Annotated in this window: 8 protein-coding genes and 3 rRNA genes; all 11 read right to left on the reverse strand. The window is 52.4% G+C overall.

Translation table 11 applies throughout. The annotated features are described in order from the left end of the window. Nucleotides 1–14 precede the first annotated feature (14 nt). A 5S ribosomal RNA gene (gene rrf, locus SELR_RS13845) occupies nt 15–131 on the reverse strand. Nucleotides 132–201: 70 nt separating this feature from the next. Then, nucleotides 202–3119 (reverse strand): 23S ribosomal RNA (locus SELR_RS13850). Between the two features lie 222 nt (nt 3120–3341). Beyond that, nucleotides 3342–4995: ribosomal RNA gene (locus tag SELR_RS13855) — 16S ribosomal RNA — on the reverse strand. Together the 16S, 23S and 5S rRNA genes form the textbook arrangement of a ribosomal RNA operon. A 425-nt stretch (nt 4996–5420) precedes the next feature. Next, nucleotides 5421–6146: a hypothetical protein gene (locus SELR_RS17965; RefSeq protein ID WP_014425839.1), complete on the reverse strand. Its 726-nt coding sequence runs from the start codon at nt 6144–6146 to the stop codon at nt 5421–5423. Nucleotides 6147–6159: 13 nt separating this feature from the next. Next, nucleotides 6160–6885 carry a hypothetical protein gene (locus SELR_RS13865; protein ID WP_014425840.1) on the reverse strand — a complete coding sequence of 242 codons (726 nt, stop codon included), beginning with the start codon at nt 6883–6885 and terminating at the stop codon, nt 6160–6162. Nucleotides 6886–7008: 123 nt separating this feature from the next. Next, on the reverse strand, nt 7009–10137 hold the full coding sequence (locus SELR_RS13870; protein WP_014425841.1) for a pullulanase X25 domain-containing protein: 3129 nt from the start codon (nt 10135–10137) through the stop codon (nt 7009–7011). 20 nt (nt 10138–10157) lie between these two features. Continuing rightward, a complete protein-coding gene (locus SELR_RS13875) occupies nt 10158–11672 on the reverse strand; it encodes an S-layer homology domain-containing protein (protein ID WP_014425842.1) in 1515 nt (504 codons plus the stop codon). A 100-nt stretch (nt 11673–11772) separates the two neighbouring features. Continuing rightward, entirely contained in the window at nt 11773–12546 is a 774-nt protein-coding gene (locus tag SELR_RS13880) for an HAD-IIB family hydrolase (RefSeq protein WP_014425843.1), read from the reverse strand. Next, entirely contained in the window at nt 12543–14237 is a 1695-nt protein-coding gene (locus tag SELR_RS13885) for a glycoside hydrolase family 13 protein (RefSeq protein ID WP_014425844.1), read from the reverse strand. The genes SELR_RS13880 and SELR_RS13885 overlap by 4 nt, the downstream gene beginning before the upstream one ends. A gap of 12 nt (nt 14238–14249) precedes the next feature. Further along, on the reverse strand, nt 14250–16367 hold the full coding sequence (locus SELR_RS13890; protein WP_014425845.1) for an alpha-glucoside-specific PTS transporter subunit IIBC: 2118 nt from the start codon (nt 16365–16367) through the stop codon (nt 14250–14252). Between the two features lie 158 nt (nt 16368–16525). Next, nucleotides 16526–17296 carry a MurR/RpiR family transcriptional regulator gene (locus SELR_RS13895; RefSeq protein ID WP_041914449.1) on the reverse strand — a complete coding sequence of 257 codons (771 nt, stop codon included), beginning with the start codon at nt 17294–17296 and terminating at the stop codon, nt 16526–16528. Nucleotides 17297–17308: the final 12 nt, after the last annotated feature.

Genomic DNA, 17308 nt, shown 5'->3' on the forward strand with positions numbered 1-17308 from the left:
GGTGCTTTCGCTTTAACTGGCAACGCCCTATCCTCCCAGTCCGTCTCCAGACAAGTACTTTCGGCGTATGAGTGCTTAACTACTGTGTTCGGTATGGGAACAGGTGGATCCACTCAGCTATCGTCACCAGATATTCAGTTGAGTATGTACTACTCAAAACTATACAGAAGAAATTTCAATGTCGAACATTCTAGTCTTTTGAAAGATAAGCCCTCGATTTATTAGTATTGGTCCGCTGCATGCCTTACGGCACTTCCACTCCCAACCTATCTACCTTGTCTTCTTCAAGGAATCTTACTGGATTACTCCATGAGATACTTCATCTCGGGACAGGCTTCACGCTTAGATGCTTTCAGCGTTTATCCCTTCCGGACGCAGCTACCCAGCTATGCTTCTGGCGAAACAACTGGTACACCGGCGGTCCGTCCACTCCGGTCCTCTCGTACTAGGAGCAGCTTCCCTCATGTATCTTACGCCCGCGATGGATATGGACCGAACTGTCTCACGACGTTCTGAACCCAGCTCACGTACCACTTTAATGGGCGAACAGCCCAACCCTTGGGACCTGCTTCAGCCCCAGGATGTGATGAGCCGACATCGAGGTGCCAAACCTCCCCGTCGATATGGACTCTTGGGAGAGATTAGCCTGTTATCCCCAGGGTAGCTTTTATCCGTTGAGCGATGGCAATTCCACTCTCATTCCACCGGATCACTAAGCCCTACTTTCGTACCTGCTCGACGTGTCTGTCTCGCAGTCAAGCTCCCTTCTGCCTTTATACTCTTCGCGCGATTTCTGTCCGCGCTGAGGGAACCTTTGGACGCCTCCGTTACTCTTTCGGAGGCGACCGCCCCAGTCAAACTGTCCGCCTGCCACTGTCCCCGAGGTCGTTGCTCTCAGGGTTAGATTCCTAACACGCAAAGGCTGGTATCCCAACATTGACTCCCTACAATCTGGCGACTGTAGTTCTCCGTCTCCCAGCTATCCTGTACGTTACATGCCAAAAATCAATGACAGGCTGCAGTAAAGCTCCATGGGGTCTTTCTGTCCAGTCGCGGGTAACCTGCATCTTCACAGGTATTTCAATTTCACCGGGTCCCTCGTTGAGACAGTGCCCAAGTCGTTACACCTTTCGTGCGGGTCGGAACTTACCCGACAAGGAATTTCGCTACCTTAGGACCGTTATAGTTACGGCCGCCGTTTACTGGGGCTTCAATTCCGAGCTTCACCTTGCGGCTGACCCGTCCTCTTAACCTTCCAGCACCGGGCAGGTGTCAGCACCTATACGTCAGATTTCTCTTTAGCAGGCACCTGTGTTTGTGGTAAACAGTCGCTTGGGCTTCTCTTCTGTCGCCGGCTCCAGCTCCAAGAGTAAATCTCTTCACCAGCTCCGGCCATCCTTCTCCCGAAGTTACGGATGCATTTTGCCGAGTTCCTTAACGAGGGTTTTCCCGCGCACCTTAGGATTCTCTCCCCGCCTACCTGTGTCGGTTTTGGTACGGGTACATGTCGTCTCGTTAGAAGCTTTTCTTGGCAGTGTAGTACGTCTGAATTTGATGCATCCCGAAGGATTTATCTATCTATCGGTTCTCAGCCTTTCAGAACGGGGATTTGCCTCCGTTCCAGCCTACCGCCTTCGACTGGCATTTCCATTCGCCAGCTCAGACTCCTTGCTGCGTCACTCCATCCTCAAACAACTCCATGCAGTACAGGAATTTTCGCCTGTTGTCCATCGCCTACGCTTGCTGCCTCGGCTTAGGTCCCGACTTACCCTGGGACGACGAGCGTTGCCCAGGATCCCTTAGGCTTTCGGTGGGCCAGATTCTCACTGGCCGTTTCGCTACTCATACCGGCATTCTCACTTCCATACGCTCCAGCTGTCCTTCCGGTCAACCTTCAACGCCTATGGAACGCTCCCCTACCCATGCTTGCGCATGCCGCGACTTCGGTTCTGTACTTGAGCCCCGGATATTTTCGGCGCAGGGCCTCTCGACCAGTGAGCTATTACGCACTCTTTAAATGGTGGCTGCTTCTGAGCCAACATCCTGGTTGTTTAGGAAGTCCTACATCCTTTTCCACTTAGTACAGCATTGGGGACCTTAGTCGGCGGTCTGGGCTGTTTCCCTCTTGAATACGGGTCTTATCACTCGCATTCTGACTCCCAGGTTCTTCTCATAAAGCCATTCGTAGTTTGACTGGAGTTGGTATCCATTACAGACCCGCGTCCGATCAGTGCTCTACCGTCTTTATGTGTCGCCTGAGGCTAGCCCTAAAGCTATTTCGGGGAGAACCAGCTATCTCCACGTTCGATTGGCATTTCACCCCTATGCACAGCTCATCCCAAAGTTTTTCAACACTCACGGGTTCGGTCCTCCACTCATTTTTACCTGAGCTTCAACCTGGCCATGCATAGATCACTGTGGTTTCGGGTCTAATCCATGTAACTTTCGCCCTATTAAGACTCGCTTTCGCTTCGGCTCCGTGTCTTCCACTTAACCTCGCTACATAAATTAACTCGCCGGTTCATTCTTCAATAGGCACGCCGTCGCTCATATAAAGAGCTTCGACTGCTTGTAGACATACGGTTTCAGGTTCTATTTCACTCCCCTCCCGGGGTTCTTTTCACCTTTCCCTCACGGTACTATGCGCTATCGGTCGTTCCGTAGTATTTTGCCTTGGATGGTGGTCCACCCTGCTTCCCACAAGGTTTCACGTGTCTCGTGGTACTCTGGATACCGGCCCATTGGACAACTTTTCGCTTACGGGGGTTTCACCTTCTGTGCCGCTCCTTCCCAGAAGCTTCAGCTAAATTGTCTTCCTTTTATGCCGGTCCTCAACCCCGGGTGTCCGAAGACTCCCGGTTTGGGCTCTTCCCTGTTCGCTCGCCGCTACTGAGGGAATCTCTTTTGATTACTTTTCCTCCGGTTACTTAGATGTTTCAGTTCACCGGGTGTGCCTCCTAGAATCTAGGTGATACGACATGACTCGTACCGGGTTGCCCCATTCGGACATCCATGACTCACAGCCTACTTGCGGCTCCTCATGGCTTTTCGCAGCTTATCGCGTCCTTCATCGGCTCGGAACGCCTAGGCATCCACCATATGCCCTTGGTAGCTTAACTTTCGTTTGCTTTTAAGGTATCACATATTGTGATGTCTATGCTTTAGAATCCTAAAATGTTCGTTCAACCTTCTGTTTACACTGTCGTGTAGACCATTGGTTAAAATTGATACATTTTGATTTCTTCTGTGTAGTTTTCAGTGTACATATTAGAGAGATTATTCTCTCAAAACTAGACAATGCAAATTCCAGATGCTCCGACCTAAGATTTTGTAATCCTTAGAAAGGAGGTGATCCAGCCGCACCTTCCGATACGGCTACCTTGTTACGACTTCACCCCAGTCATCGCCCCCACCTTAGACGGCTGCATCCTTGCGGTTTGCCCACCGGCTTCGGGTGTGAATGACTTCCGTGGTGTGACGGGCGGTGTGTACAAGGCCCGGGAACGTATTCACCGCTGTATGCTGACCAGCGATTACTAGCGATTCCGACTTCATGCAGGCGGGTTGCAGCCTGCAATCCGAACTGGGAGATGGTTTATGGGGTTCGCTTGCCCTCGCGGGTTCGCTGCTCTCTGTCCATCCCATTGTAGTACGTGTGTAGCCCAGGACATAAGGGGCATGATGACTTGACGTCATCCCCGCCTTCCTCCGCGTTGTCCGCGGCAGTCTCATTTGAGTTCCCACCATAACGTGCTGGCAACAAATGATAGGGGTTGCGCTCGTTGCGGGACTTAACCCAACATCTCACGACACGAGCTGACGACAGCCATGCACCACCTGTTTTCGTGTCTCCGAAGAGAGGGATCTATCTCTAGATCTTTCACTCAATGTCAAGCCCTGGTAAGGTTCTTCGCGTTGCGTCGAATTAAACCACATACTCCACCGCTTGTGCGGGCCCCCGTCAATTCCTTTGAGTTTCAGTCTTGCGACCGTACTCCCCAGGCGGAATGCTTATTGCGTTAACTCCGGCACAGAAGGGGTCGATACCTCCTACACCTAGCATTCATCGTTTACGGCGTGGACTACCAGGGTATCTAATCCTGTTCGCTCCCCACGCTTTCGAGCCTCAGCGTCAGTTACAGTCCAGAAAGCCGCCTTCGCCACTGGTGTTCCTCCTAATATCTACGCATTTCACCGCTACACTAGGAATTCCGCTTTCCTCTCCTGCACTCAAGAAAGACAGTTTCAATCCCATCACGGGGTTGAGCCCCGCACTTTTAAGACTGACTTGCCTTCCCGCCTGCGCTCCCTTTACGCCCAATAATTCCGGACAACGCTCGCCACCTACGTATTACCGCGGCTGCTGGCACGTAGTTAGCCGTGGCTTCCTCGACGGGTACCGTCATTGCGAAAAACTATTCGCATTTCGCACATTCGTCCCCGTCAACAGAGCTTTACGAGCCGAAACCCTTCTTCACTCACGCGGCGTTGCTCCGTCAGGCTTTCGCCCATTGCGGAAGATTCCCCACTGCTGCCTCCCGTAGGAGTCTGGACCGTGTCTCAGTTCCAATGTGGCCGTTCATCCTCTCAGACCGGCTACTGATCGTCGCCTTGGTAGGCCGTTACCCCACCAACTAGCTAATCAGACGCAGACCCATCGCAAAGCGATAGCTTACAAGTAGAGGCCATCTTTAATCAGTCTCCCATGCGGGAATCTGACAACATTCGGTATTAGCAGTCCTTTCGGACTGTTGTCCCCATCTTTGCGGCAGGTTGTCTACGCGTTACTCACCCGTTTGCCACTCGGCATCTTTTCAACACTCAATACTCGACTCTTAGTTAAGCACTTTATAAAAGTGAAATTGCGACTTCGTCGCAATGACGCTCGAAGTGACTTTATCAAGTACTCAGTGTTGAAAATCTGCCTCGTTCGACTTGCATGTGTTAAGCACGCCGCCAGCGTTCGTCCTGAGCCAGGATCAAACTCTCCATAAAATATGAAGAACTTAATCAAGCTCTAATTATCTATAAAAGAAATTGCCGATTGCTATGTTGTTCATACCAATCGATGTTTTGTTAAGAAGTAAAAACTTCTTCAAACATCTGGCTTAATCATGTTGCATGATTATTTTGCATTGTTTAGTTTTCAAAGAACAATCATTGTCGCACTCTTCAGAAGTGCCCGTCGCTTCAAGCGACTCATTTATCTTATCACCAGCAGATCAGCTTGTCAAGAACTTTTTTAAATTCTTTTTTGAAGCTTTTCGGAACGTTCCAGCGGCCTGCCACTCAAGGCTTGCTGTGCTGTTTCGTGTCCGTGTCTGTCAGCGACTTGTAATATATTACACGAGTTCTATGCATATGTCAACACCTTTTTTGAAAAAAATGCAAAAAAAATCCCGCAAGCGCGGGAAAAGGTTTTATGTCAGCCGAATAACCCCTGGCTGCACAATCTTCCAGGCACCAAGATGCTGGCGGAAATGGGCGGGCAGTTTTACTTGGATCTGACGGAAAGAGCCTGTTTCATAATTAGAGGCAAATGTTTCTTTCATGCCACTCTCCTGATGAAGTTTTTCCGTATACTCAACGAACGGATTAGGCACCACCACAAAATCTTCGGGCTGCCCCGTTACGCTCCAGGCCCAATAATTGCTGAGATTCACTTTATCCACCGGCGCATATACCGGTGTTGCACTACCACCACTCTGTGCTTCTGTTTCTACACAGACCAGCAGATGCAGTTTATGATCCCGCACAAAATTCTCACAGGCCTCTGCTGCCTTGGGTACATTCATACTTTTGGCCAGATTATTATAGTCATCCACAAACTTTTGCCAGACTTCCGACGGCAGTGTCTTATCCGCAGGCTTGTTTTTCTGTGTATTGACGGCCGTTGCCGGAACGCCTCTGTCTATGGGCGCCGCCTCCTGCAGCTGCAGCTTAGCTACATATTTCTTGAGTTCCTGTACATCCTGCTGCAGGGATTTCAATTCCTGTTCAAATTTATCTAATTTCGTAAAGCTGTCCCGTTTGCTGATGAGGATGGAATAACAATAGGCCACACCAATCAAGGCCACAAAACTGATTGTTCCTGCCAATATGATGATGATATTGGCCACCATCGGGGAAAACAATGCCGGTTCCATATGTCAATGCCCCCTATTCCGTCTTTTTCTTGCCATTGTAGATATCGCAAAGCTCCAGAATGTTTTTGATGCGCTGCGCCTCGATGGCTGAGAGCATCCGGTCATCATTCGAGCCCCCATCAACCCCCAGCATCAGGATTTTTCCGGCCAGCTGATCGCCCACTTCACGCATAGCCTTGAGGGTTTCCGCATCGGCAACCTGATCGCACCATTCCATGATGCCACTGTTTGTCTTGGAAGTCACCACATTGCCAGCTGTACGCACGAAGAAAATGCTGTCTTCACCAGTCTGCAGGCCTACCCCATGGAAGCCCATGGGTTTGTCCCCCCGATGACGCAGGATGATATGCACCACTGCCTTCCCGCCCGCATCACGTACCAGATACGGCTGAATAAAAATGCCATCCTCCGTAGGATCTTCATAACGATAATAGGTGGAACCGTCCATTTCCTTAGCCACCAGCATATCTGCCGTCAGGCCGCGCACCACCTGATCCGGTTCCTCTGCCCGCCCGGTACGCTTGTCGATCAGTGCCTGCTTGCGGCGGGCCTTTTCCCGCAGCGCTGCCTCCTTGGCTTCTTTCTCTGCCAAAGCCGCCTGCTTAGCCGCATCCTTTTTATCCTGCTCGGCCTGCACAATGGCCCGTGTCTGGTCATACTGTATCGCAGCATAATAGCCGCCCACACCAGCCACAGCAATGACCAACAACGTCAGAAAGATGTATTTCAGCTTCGCCATCACAGACACTCCCTTCTCTGGGCGAAATGACACTTCTCACTGTGAATATACGCCTCGAAAACAGAATTTTCCTGCAACCTCCCATAAAAAAACTGGCCAGAAATAAATCTGACCAGTCAAAAATCACTTCACCAGCATCATGCCCTGATTTTCCTGCAGGTGTAATTTCACCCTGCCATTCTGTACGCTGACCTTTGCGCCTGTCAGCTGGTCGGTGAATACCGTGCCATCCGCAGCGAAGGTCACAGGCAGTTCCACATCCGCGGCACTGCCACGATTCAAGGCCACAATAGCGGCCTCGCCGTTAGCATGCGTCCGTCCAAAGGCATAGACATCGCCCTTGGCCAGCAGCGTCTGCACATCGCCGTGAGCAAAGAGCTGTTTATGACCATTGCGCACGCCGATAACCTTGCGATAGAATTCCACCAGTTCTTTATCTTCCCGTCCCCAGGGATAAGTACGGCGGCAATCCGGATCGGCGCTGCCATAGACACCGGCTTCATCACCATAGTATACCGTCGGCATGCCGGGATATCCCATCAGGAACATGGCCGCCAGTTTCAGCCGGGCCTTGCCCAAACGGTAATCAAAGTCCTGCCGGGAAGCCTGAGCCACATTTTCCTTGCCGCCGCCAAACTTATAGATGGCGCGGACCGTATCATGGGAATCCACGATATTCATGAGATTGTACAGAGCTTCCTTGGGATAGTTCTGCCGCAGTACCGTCAGTTCATCATCACAGGCTTCTGCCTTGCCCTGATTCAGGAACAGATCCCCCACAGCAAAGGACAGCTTATAGTTCATGACGGAATCGAATTGGTCACCGGTCAGGAACTGAGAGCCATCCTGCCAGATTTCGCCCAGCAGCATGGGTTCATCCCCGGACTTGGTGCGGATGGACTTTACCGATTTGCGGACATTCTGCCAGAATCCCGGCGGCACTTCCTTGGCCACATCCAGCCGCCAGCTGGAAAGACCATCATCAAACCACTTCATGATGACGCCCTTCTGACCATCGCGTCCCCGCAGGAGATAATCGCCCAAATCGGAAACCTTGGTGCCTGCTTCACTGCCGGGATAATCATCATCGCGGAAGGGCGTCAGGCTGTCAAAGCCCTGCCAGTCATGGTAGGCGTATTTTTCGCCCATGCTGTCCTTGGTCTTTTCATTGCGGATCTCAAACCAGTTCTCCCAATGCCAGGGGGAGAATACCTGCCCTTCAGCCTCCAACTGCTTTTTCGCCTCAGCCTTGGCCGCTTCCAGCTTCATATGCCTGTCATTCATCAGGTCGTAAATCCGCGACCAATATTCATAAGCGCCCACAGTTTTGTACTTGCCATAGCGGTCAAAGTAGATGGAGTCATCCCCCACATGGTTGAACACGCCATCCATGATGAGGTGCATGCCCCGCTTCTGCATTTCCGCAGCCAGTGTCTGCAATTCCTTCTCCGTTCCCAGCATGGGATCGATATGGCCGTAATCCACTGCATCATAACGATGGTTGGAGCAGGCGGCCGACAAAGGATTCACATAGATGGCCGTAATGCCCAGCTTCTGCAAATAGTCAAGCTTTTGGGTAATGCCGGCAATATCGCCGCCGAAGAAATCATTGCATTCCCACTTATCCCCGTCAGCTGCGGGCGACTTACTGGCATTGGCCGGCAGATCCGTCCAGGCGCGATGCTGCACCGGCTGATTGCCCCGGGCCGTGGTCCGGGCATTGTCATTGGCGGGATCGCCGTTGAAGAAGCGATCCGGGAAAATCTGATAGGCCACGGCTTCCTTGGCCCAGTCCGGAGTATGGAAGTCGGCGCTGTACACCGTCAGCTGGAAGGGCTTAGCTCCACGCAGTTTAAGTGCCCCTGTATGACCCGGCTTATCATCATCGCCGTATTCCTTGGTATCATCCAAAACAAACTTATAGCCATAAATGCCATTTTCCTGCGGGCGCAGGGTAACTTCCCAGAAATCACGGCCGCCATGGGACTCCTTAAGCGTCAGCGGATATTCCTCTTTCGTGCCGGCGGCAAAATCCGGATTGTACTCATCGCCTCCGTTGGCGGTAATCCTGGCCTTATAGAGTACAGCCTTGACATTTGACACTTCATCCTTGCCCACAGCCAGCCGCAACGTTACCGGAGATCCCGCCTTGATCGCCTCAAAGGGTACGCGGTAAGCCTTGCTCCAGCTATCATGCATGACCTGCTTTTCCGAAATGCGCCCATCATCCGCGATCAAGCGGTTTTCCTTGCTGTCATAATAGAATGTCACCGCGCCATCTTTTTTGATATGCACCGTCTGCGTCAAAGACTTCTTGCCCTTCTGCGCCACTTTGACCTCGTAGCTGCCAGCTTTCAGCTCCACCGTCTGCTGATAGAACTCCGCCAGCTGCAGATCCTGCATGGTATCATCTTTGAGCGCACCGAAACTGCCACTGAGTTTCGGCAGGCTGGCATTGTCCAGCCACTTATAACTGGTGCTGTCAGCGATGGCATGGGTTTTGTCATTATAATAGAACGTAACCCTCTGGGCCTTGGGCAAAGTCAGCTGCACATTAGCACCGTCAAAGTTGCCGCCAAGACCATAGTTTTCCGCCCAGCTGCCGCCCACGGCCACCTTATAATAGTAAGTTCCCGCCGGCAAGTCCACAGACAGGCTGTAGGAATCATGCCCCAGCGGCTTCATCCGGGTGGCCATATCGCCCGGGTCCCAATCCTTCTGGGCGCCGGCCTTGGACTGCACGGTTCCGGCCAGCACAACCACACGCCCCTGTGCCGCTTCTGCCTTTTTCGCTGCGGCCTGATCCGCCTCCATGCCCTCGTAGCTGACCGTAGTTTCATGGCTCAGGCTGTCATAGGTAAAGGTGACTTCTTTCTCCGCCGCAAGTTTCAGGCTGATATTGCCGCCATCACGGGCACCGCCTGCACCGTAATTCTCATTCCAGCTGCCGCCGATGGCAACCTTGAATTCATAATTGCCCTTGGGCAGTTTGCCTTTAAGCTGATACTTGCCATTGCCCACAGGCTGCATGATGGTCGCACCATCAGCCGGAGCCCAATCATTGCCAGCACCGAGTTTGGACTGTACCGTCCCCACCAGCACCACATCCGTCGGGCCCACCGCCTGCGCAGCTTCTGCCGTAGCAGACAGGCCGGCGGGAATTTCAGCCCCAGGGAACGCCATAGGGGCTGCCCAAAGCCCCAGCGCCAAAGACAAGCCAATGGCAGCCTGCAAAGATTCTTTGCGATTCATATTCCTTAGCTCCTTTCCGCTTAGAAATGGAAGTCCAACCAGGTGCGGAGGATATGACGTTTCACAGGATTGTTCCAGGTGATCTGCTCAGACAGATGCGGTGCCCAGAGGGTTTCCCACTCTACATTATGTGCCGGCACACACTTAAAACCGAAGTACCAGCCGCGGACGCCATTGGTGAAGGTCGGTTCGCGGGTGGACCACTCATCATCATGGCCCAGGTCAGCAAAGGCACCGAGGTTCACATACTTCGCATAAAGTCCATAACTGCCCACACGATTGAGATCTGTCCCCTTATACTCTGCCTTGAAGGCCCAATCCCGGTCACCATGACCGAAGTTCTCATCCTGCTTGGTGAAAGCATGGACATAAGAACCCGTCAGGGTTACATCCTTCAGCGGCTTCACGCTGATATCGGCATTGACAAAGCCTTTCGTATCATACCAATAGCCATTGCCGCCGCCATTTTTATCATACTTATTGCCAACAATATGAGTATAACCAACATTGGCATTTACGTACTTGCCCAGAGGGCCCCAGAAATCAAGGGTAGCATTGACCGGTGAACGCAATGCCTGAACTTTGGTTTCTTTGTATTCATACTCACCGGCAGCATTCTTCTCAAATATCGGCGTATACGTTGAACAATCTGAGGAAGATTTCCAATACTGGGCACTGAGCCACCAACCATGACCATGTTCAATGGGATGATAGGTCTGAATGCCATCCACCTGACCGCCCAGCAACAGATTCTGCATGCCAATGCCATTCCACTTACGGCCGATATTGGTGTACCAATCGTGTTTTTTGCCCAATTGCAGTTCCACCCAGATATTGCTTACCAGGCCGCTATGATTCGTGTCCATATCCGGCATATCACGAAGTTCTCCCGTTACCGGTGCATTGATCTTATGCAGTTTTCCGGAATCATCCGCTGCCACAGCATCCTTCATCACATATTCTTTGTCCCGATAGCGGGCATTCTTCTCAATGGTGAACCGGGCCGTGGCATGGTTGTTAATCTTCATAGAACCTTCGAGATCCATATAGAAGCGGTTGTTATAATCGCCATTCTTCTCCGTCCCCCAAGCACGGGCATCATGTTTCAGTCCATTGTCATCGCCCATCTGCACCCGGGCCAGACCATGCAGCTGGAAGCGGTCAGCCTTTTCCTTCAATTCCTTGATATCCTTGTCATGCGCATCCACACGCTTTTTCAACGTATCAAGTTCGCCGGAATATTCTGCGGAAAGTTTGTCCAGCACAGCTTTATCTCCAAAGCTGGTACCGCCCTTCTGCATGGCCTTAGCCACGATGGAGGCCATTTCATAACGCGTCATGGTGCGCCCGCCTTGGAAGGTATTGTCACCCATGCCCTCGATGACGCCTTCCTTCGCCAGATAATCCAGTGCTTCATAGCTCCAATGATCTTTCGGCACATCGCTGAAGCTGTCCGCACTGGCGGCGTAGACCTGCCCCATGGCCCCCACGGTCAAACCTGCTAAGATTGCGGCAACTTTCCTGTTCATTCTCATAACCAAAGCTCCCTTTCTCTACTCCAACATATAATCATATATTAATATGTTTATTTAAAGGCTCCCCTGAAAAGAGGAGCCTTATTCACTTGTCAGTCTGTTACAGATTATCCACCAGCATCCCGCCCACAGAGGGATACACGGCTCTGGCCTTGTCCTTGATCAAATCCCGGGCAGTATCAACAGTAAAACCATCATAGGCCTCCAGCATGGGCAGGTCATTGATTTCATCGCCAATGGCATACACCTCAGCATCCTGCCAGTCCATCAGTTCCAGCAGCTTGGCAATGCCCTGACTTTTGCTGACGCCCAGAGGCGTGATATCCACGCTGCCATTATTGGGGTAAGCATGGATGTATTCACCGTACTTTTCATTGAGGATCTCACTGGTTGCCTCCGCTTCCCGCGGATCGTGATAGCCCAGACAGAACTGATGGATCTGCGGCAGGCTCATGATGTCCTGCTCTGTGATCTTCACAATGGGGAAATCCCATTCTTTTGCCTCCCGCATGATCCAGGATCCCTCCCGCTCATGGTAGAGGAAGGTCCTGTCCACAGCAGAAAAGGCAAAGTGGAAGGAGCGGCGCACGCTGGGTTCCCGCACGATTTCGGTCAGCACCCGCAGGGGAATGCTCCCCTGCCACAGAGGTGTGCCATCGGCCCGGCAGATAATGCCGCCGTTATTACCTACGACATAGTCCGAATCAATGCCATAATATTTGAGCTGGGGCATCAGCATGCCATAGTCACGGCCGCTGACTACGCCGAATTTATGACCTGCTGCCTGCCAGGCCTTGACACCTTCCACATCCTCTGCCGCAATGGTTCGCTGACGGAACAGGGTTCCATCGTAATCGCTTGCCCCTATTTTCATAAATTTTCACCTGTTTCCTTGATGTAAATAACTGCTTCATAGGGGCGCAAGTTCCCCTGGTTGCTGCCTGGGATACTTTCCGTCAGCAATCTTGCTTCCTTCAGTTCCGGCAGCTTGTATTCCTGTTCCTGACCGGTGAAATTTACCAATGTATAAACCTCACGGCAGCCAAAATGACGTTTGAAGGCCATAACGGCAGGATCATCTGCTAATAATTCAGTGTAATCACCCTGCTGCAGGACACCGGCTGCTTCGCCGGTCTGCCGCAGAGCTGCCAGCTGGCGGTAGAAGCTCAGCACGGAATCTTCTTCCAATGCTTCGCTTTCCACACATTGCTGACGATAATCTTCATGGACAGGCAGCCAAGGGGTGCCGGTACTGAAACCGGCATTTTTGCCTTTCGTCCACTGCATGGGGGTGCGGGCATTGTCACGACTGTAGCGATGGACGATCTCCATAGCTTCCGCCTCCGTCCTGCCCTCTGACAGAGCCAATTCATACTGGCCATGGGAGGAGATATCGTTGTAATCGTCGATAGCCTCCCAGGCCACATTATCCAAGCCCAATTCCTGACCTTCGTAGATAAAGGGGGTTCCACGAAGTGTCATCAGGCTGGCAGCCATGGCCTTGGCTGCACGTTTCCGATCTGCTGTAGCGGGGAAGTAATGCTTGACACAGCGCATCTGATCGTGATTCTCAAAGAAGATGGGGTACCAGCCATTCCTGGCCGTAGCCTGCTGGCTGGCCGTCAGCACCTCTTTGAGCTGGGGAATGATTTGCGGGGTATAACCTGTAGCCTGGCTCCAAAGCTCGCCCTTGGGAAATTCCAGATTCATATGGGAGAATTCAAAGAGCATATCGAAAACGCCCTTATCCCCTACCCATTTGTCCAGATCCTCCGGCGCCACGCCGTTGGCTTCGGCCACGGTGAAGATATCATGGCCCTGGAAGACCTTTTCCTTGAATTCATGCAGGAAATCCAGGATGCCCGGGGTATTGGCAATCATGGAATGGATATTGACCAGCCCATCATCGCTGTCCGGCTCGCCATCCACGAATTCTGCCGGTTTCTTGATGTAGACGATGGCATCGATGCGGAAACCGCCCACGCCCTTGTCCAGCCAAAAGTTGGCTGCATCATAGAGTGCCTGCCGGACCTGAGGATTTTCCCAGTTCAGATCCGGCTGGGCCGCAGCGAAGGTGTGCAGGTAATACTGCTGACGGGCCTCGCACCAGGTCCAGGCACTGCCGCCAAAGATGGACCGCCAGTTGGTGGGCGCCGAGCCATCGGGCTTGGCATCCCGCCAGATATACCAGTCACTGTGTTCACTGTCACGGCTGCTGGCGGAATCGATAAACCAGGGGTGTTTATCGGAGGAATGGTTATAGACCAGATCCATGACCATGCGGATACCCCGGCGCTTGCCTTCAGCAATCAGCCGTTCCATATCCGCCATGGTACCATAGGAAGAATCTATACCCGTGAAATCAGCGATATCATAGCCGTTGTCCACCATCGGAGAGGGGTAGACCGGCGTCAGCCAGATGGCCCCCACCCCCAGGGTTTTCAGATAGTCCAGTTTTTCGGTTACACCGTTGATATCTCCCGTGCCGCTGCCCGTGGTATCCAGGAAGCTCTTGGGGTATACCTGATAGACATTGGTCTTCTGCCACCATTTCAATTCTTTCATTTCAAATCTCCATTAGAATACGAGTACCGGGGTTGTACTGACTTCCACTTCTGCATCTTCATGCTTTTGCATCTGTGGATAGTCGGCAGAGTTGGTTACTGCCATGATGACCGTGGTCTGGTAACCAGCGTTCTTGATGACCTGCTGGTCGAACCGGATCAGCGGCGTGCCAGCCTTCACTTTGTCGCCAGCTTTGACGAGTGCCTGGAAACCTTCGCCATTCAGTTTTACCGTATCAATGCCGATATGGATCAGGATTTCCGCACCATTGGCGAAACGCAGGCCAATCGCATGGAGACTTTCTTCCATGATCATGGTGACTTCGGCATCTGCCGGTGCAACCACCGTATCGCCCGTCGGCTCGATGGCAATGCCATCGCCCATCATCTTCTGGGAGAACATATCGTCTTTGACTTCGCTCATATCGATGAGCTTGCCGGATACGCAGGCATGGAGTTTCATGGCCAGGCTGTTGTCCAAAGCAGTTTCCTGGGCAGCTGCCGGCTGGGGTGCAGCGTCCTCAATCTTTTCCCCCTTGAGCAGGGCATCGAAATAGCTGCGCACCTGAGGCACGGAGAGCCCCACGATAACCTGAACGGCCTTGCCATTTTTCACAAGTCCGAAGGCACCGGCCTTGGTGAACTTGCCCACAGCAGCCACCTTATCCGCATCTGCTACCGTCACCCGCAGGCGGGTTGCACAGTTGGTGACTTCCTTGATATTGTCCGGGCCTCCCAGGCAGTCGAGGAATACTTTGGCTTTGATGGCCAGCGCATTATCGGCCAGGCCCATCTCTTCCATTTCCTTCTTGGCCTGGTATTCAGCCTTGGAGAAGAGCTTGTCTTCCACATCATCAGCCGTGCGGCCGGGAGTTGCATAGTCGAATTTCAGGATCAAGGTACGGAAAACAACGAAATAAATTGCCGTGAAGCACAGACCGATGACGATCTGCATGATATAGGTACCGGAATGGTACTGGAACAGCGGAATCCAGTTCTGCACAAAGCAGTCGATAAGGCCGCCGCCGAAGTTGCCGGCCAGCCCCATGGCATAGAGAGCCGTGGACAGGCAGGCAGAGAGAACAGCATGCACCAGATAAAGCAGCGGTGCCACAAACAGGAAGGTGAATTCCAAGGGTTCCGTAATACCGCAGATCACAGCGGTAAGAGTTGCCGGGATAAGCAGTGCCGCCGTCTTCTTGCGTTTTTCCGGCTTAGCGCACATGTAGATGGCCAGGGCTGCACCGGGCAGGCCGAAGACCTTGGAGCTGCCATGGAGGGCAAAACCGCCTTCCGGGAACATATCCTTGAGGCTCTGGGCACTATTGGCAAAATCATTGAGATGCTGCAGCCAGTAAGCCTGAATGCCGCCATCGCAGACAGCCGGGCCGAAGATAAAGGGCAGATAGATGAAATGATGCAGACCTGCAGGCAGCAGGATTCTTTCGGAGAAAGTGTAGGCCCAGACGCCCACCAGACCGCTGGTCTTTAAAAAATCCTGGAAATGCATGATGGCATGCTGTACAGCCGGCCATACGAGGCAGAAGAGGAAGGCGATGGGAATCATCACCACAAAGCCTACCGCGACGACAAAAGCAGGGCCTTTGAAAATGCCGAGCCAGTCGGGAATGTTCGTATCATAGAAGCGGTTGTGCAGATACGCGGTCATGCAAGCAATGAAGATGGCCCCCAGCATACCCATGTCCAAGGTCTTGATGTTGGCGATCATGGCCAGCCCTGTGCCAGCTCCGGCATCCTGGCTGTAATCCACGCCGAAGTATGCACCATGAAGGGAAAGGAAACCGGCGATGAAGTAGTTGAACAGCATGTAGATGACGAAACCTTCCATGGCACAACGGGCCTGTTCCTTTTTGGCAAAGCCGATTGGCACAGCGATGGCGAAGAGGATCGGCATCTGGGCGAATACCGTCCAGGCTCCCTGTTCTACCACGTACCAGAAATCATACCAAACTGTCCCCTGCGCGGCGATACTCCCCAGTATGCCTTCATTCTTGCAGATGATGGACAATGCTACCGTCAGACCAAAGAATGCGAACAGGATGACCGGCGTGTACATGGCGCCGCCAAACCGCTGCATGCCCTGCATCATGCGGTCTTTGCTGATTGTCATTGTAATACCCCCTAATCAATCTTGATTATTATTGCTTCGCTGAATAAAGAATAGCGCAAAAAGCCCGCGAACACAATAGTTTCGCGGGCTTTCGGCACATCGGCCTCTGCCTGTATTTTGTTACATCGGGCGTACTTTGGTACATACCCTTATGGACCCTACTCTCCCTTGCGCTGCAGGTACATCCGGTACTTCACGAACCAGACCTCGATCAGCATGAAATAGGGCATCATGGATTGGAAAGCGGTATGCTCATCATCGCTGTCATAGAGTTGGAAGCGGGCCGGCGAGACATAGAGATTCACCGTAGACAGGCTGGCCAGTGTGTTATCATGCAGTTTGGTGATAGAGATGAAGGGCACATCCAGGAGCTGCAGCCGCCGGGCAAAGTCCACCACCATGGGCGTTTCCCCGGAAAGGGAAACGAAGATGAACAGATCATCTGCAGTCAGCGTCTGGGAAATCGAGGAAAACTCCTCCCGCCCGCTGATCTCATAGATCAGCACATTGTCGTAGAAGAACAGCCGCTTCAGTTCCTGGGCCACATTGCTCTGTACGTAGCCGGAGGCAAAGATAAACACCCGGTTGGCCTCATGGATCAGGCGGCTGGCGCTGTCAAAGTTGCGTTTGAACACCTTGCTGGCGGTCTGGGTGTAGAACTCCTGCAGGTCCTGCAGCACATCTTCCTTGTAATAGGATTTTGCCCCCTCTTCCATCTTGAGCACGGCCTTCAAATCCCCGAAGCCATCGAAGCCCAGCTTCTGGGCAAAGCGCACAATCGTAGTGGAAGATACGGCACAGTTCCGGGCCAGTTCATGGATGGAAATATGCCGGGATTCCGCCCGGTGCTGGACGATGTATTTGTAAATCAGCATATCCGTGTCATTCAAGTCCTGCCGATGCTGATTGATGATTTCTTCTAAGCGCATAAATTCGCCCCC

This window comes from Selenomonas ruminantium subsp. lactilytica TAM6421 (assembly GCF_000284095.1).
Taxonomy (GTDB): domain Bacteria; phylum Bacillota; class Negativicutes; order Selenomonadales; family Selenomonadaceae; genus Selenomonas_A; species Selenomonas_A lactilytica.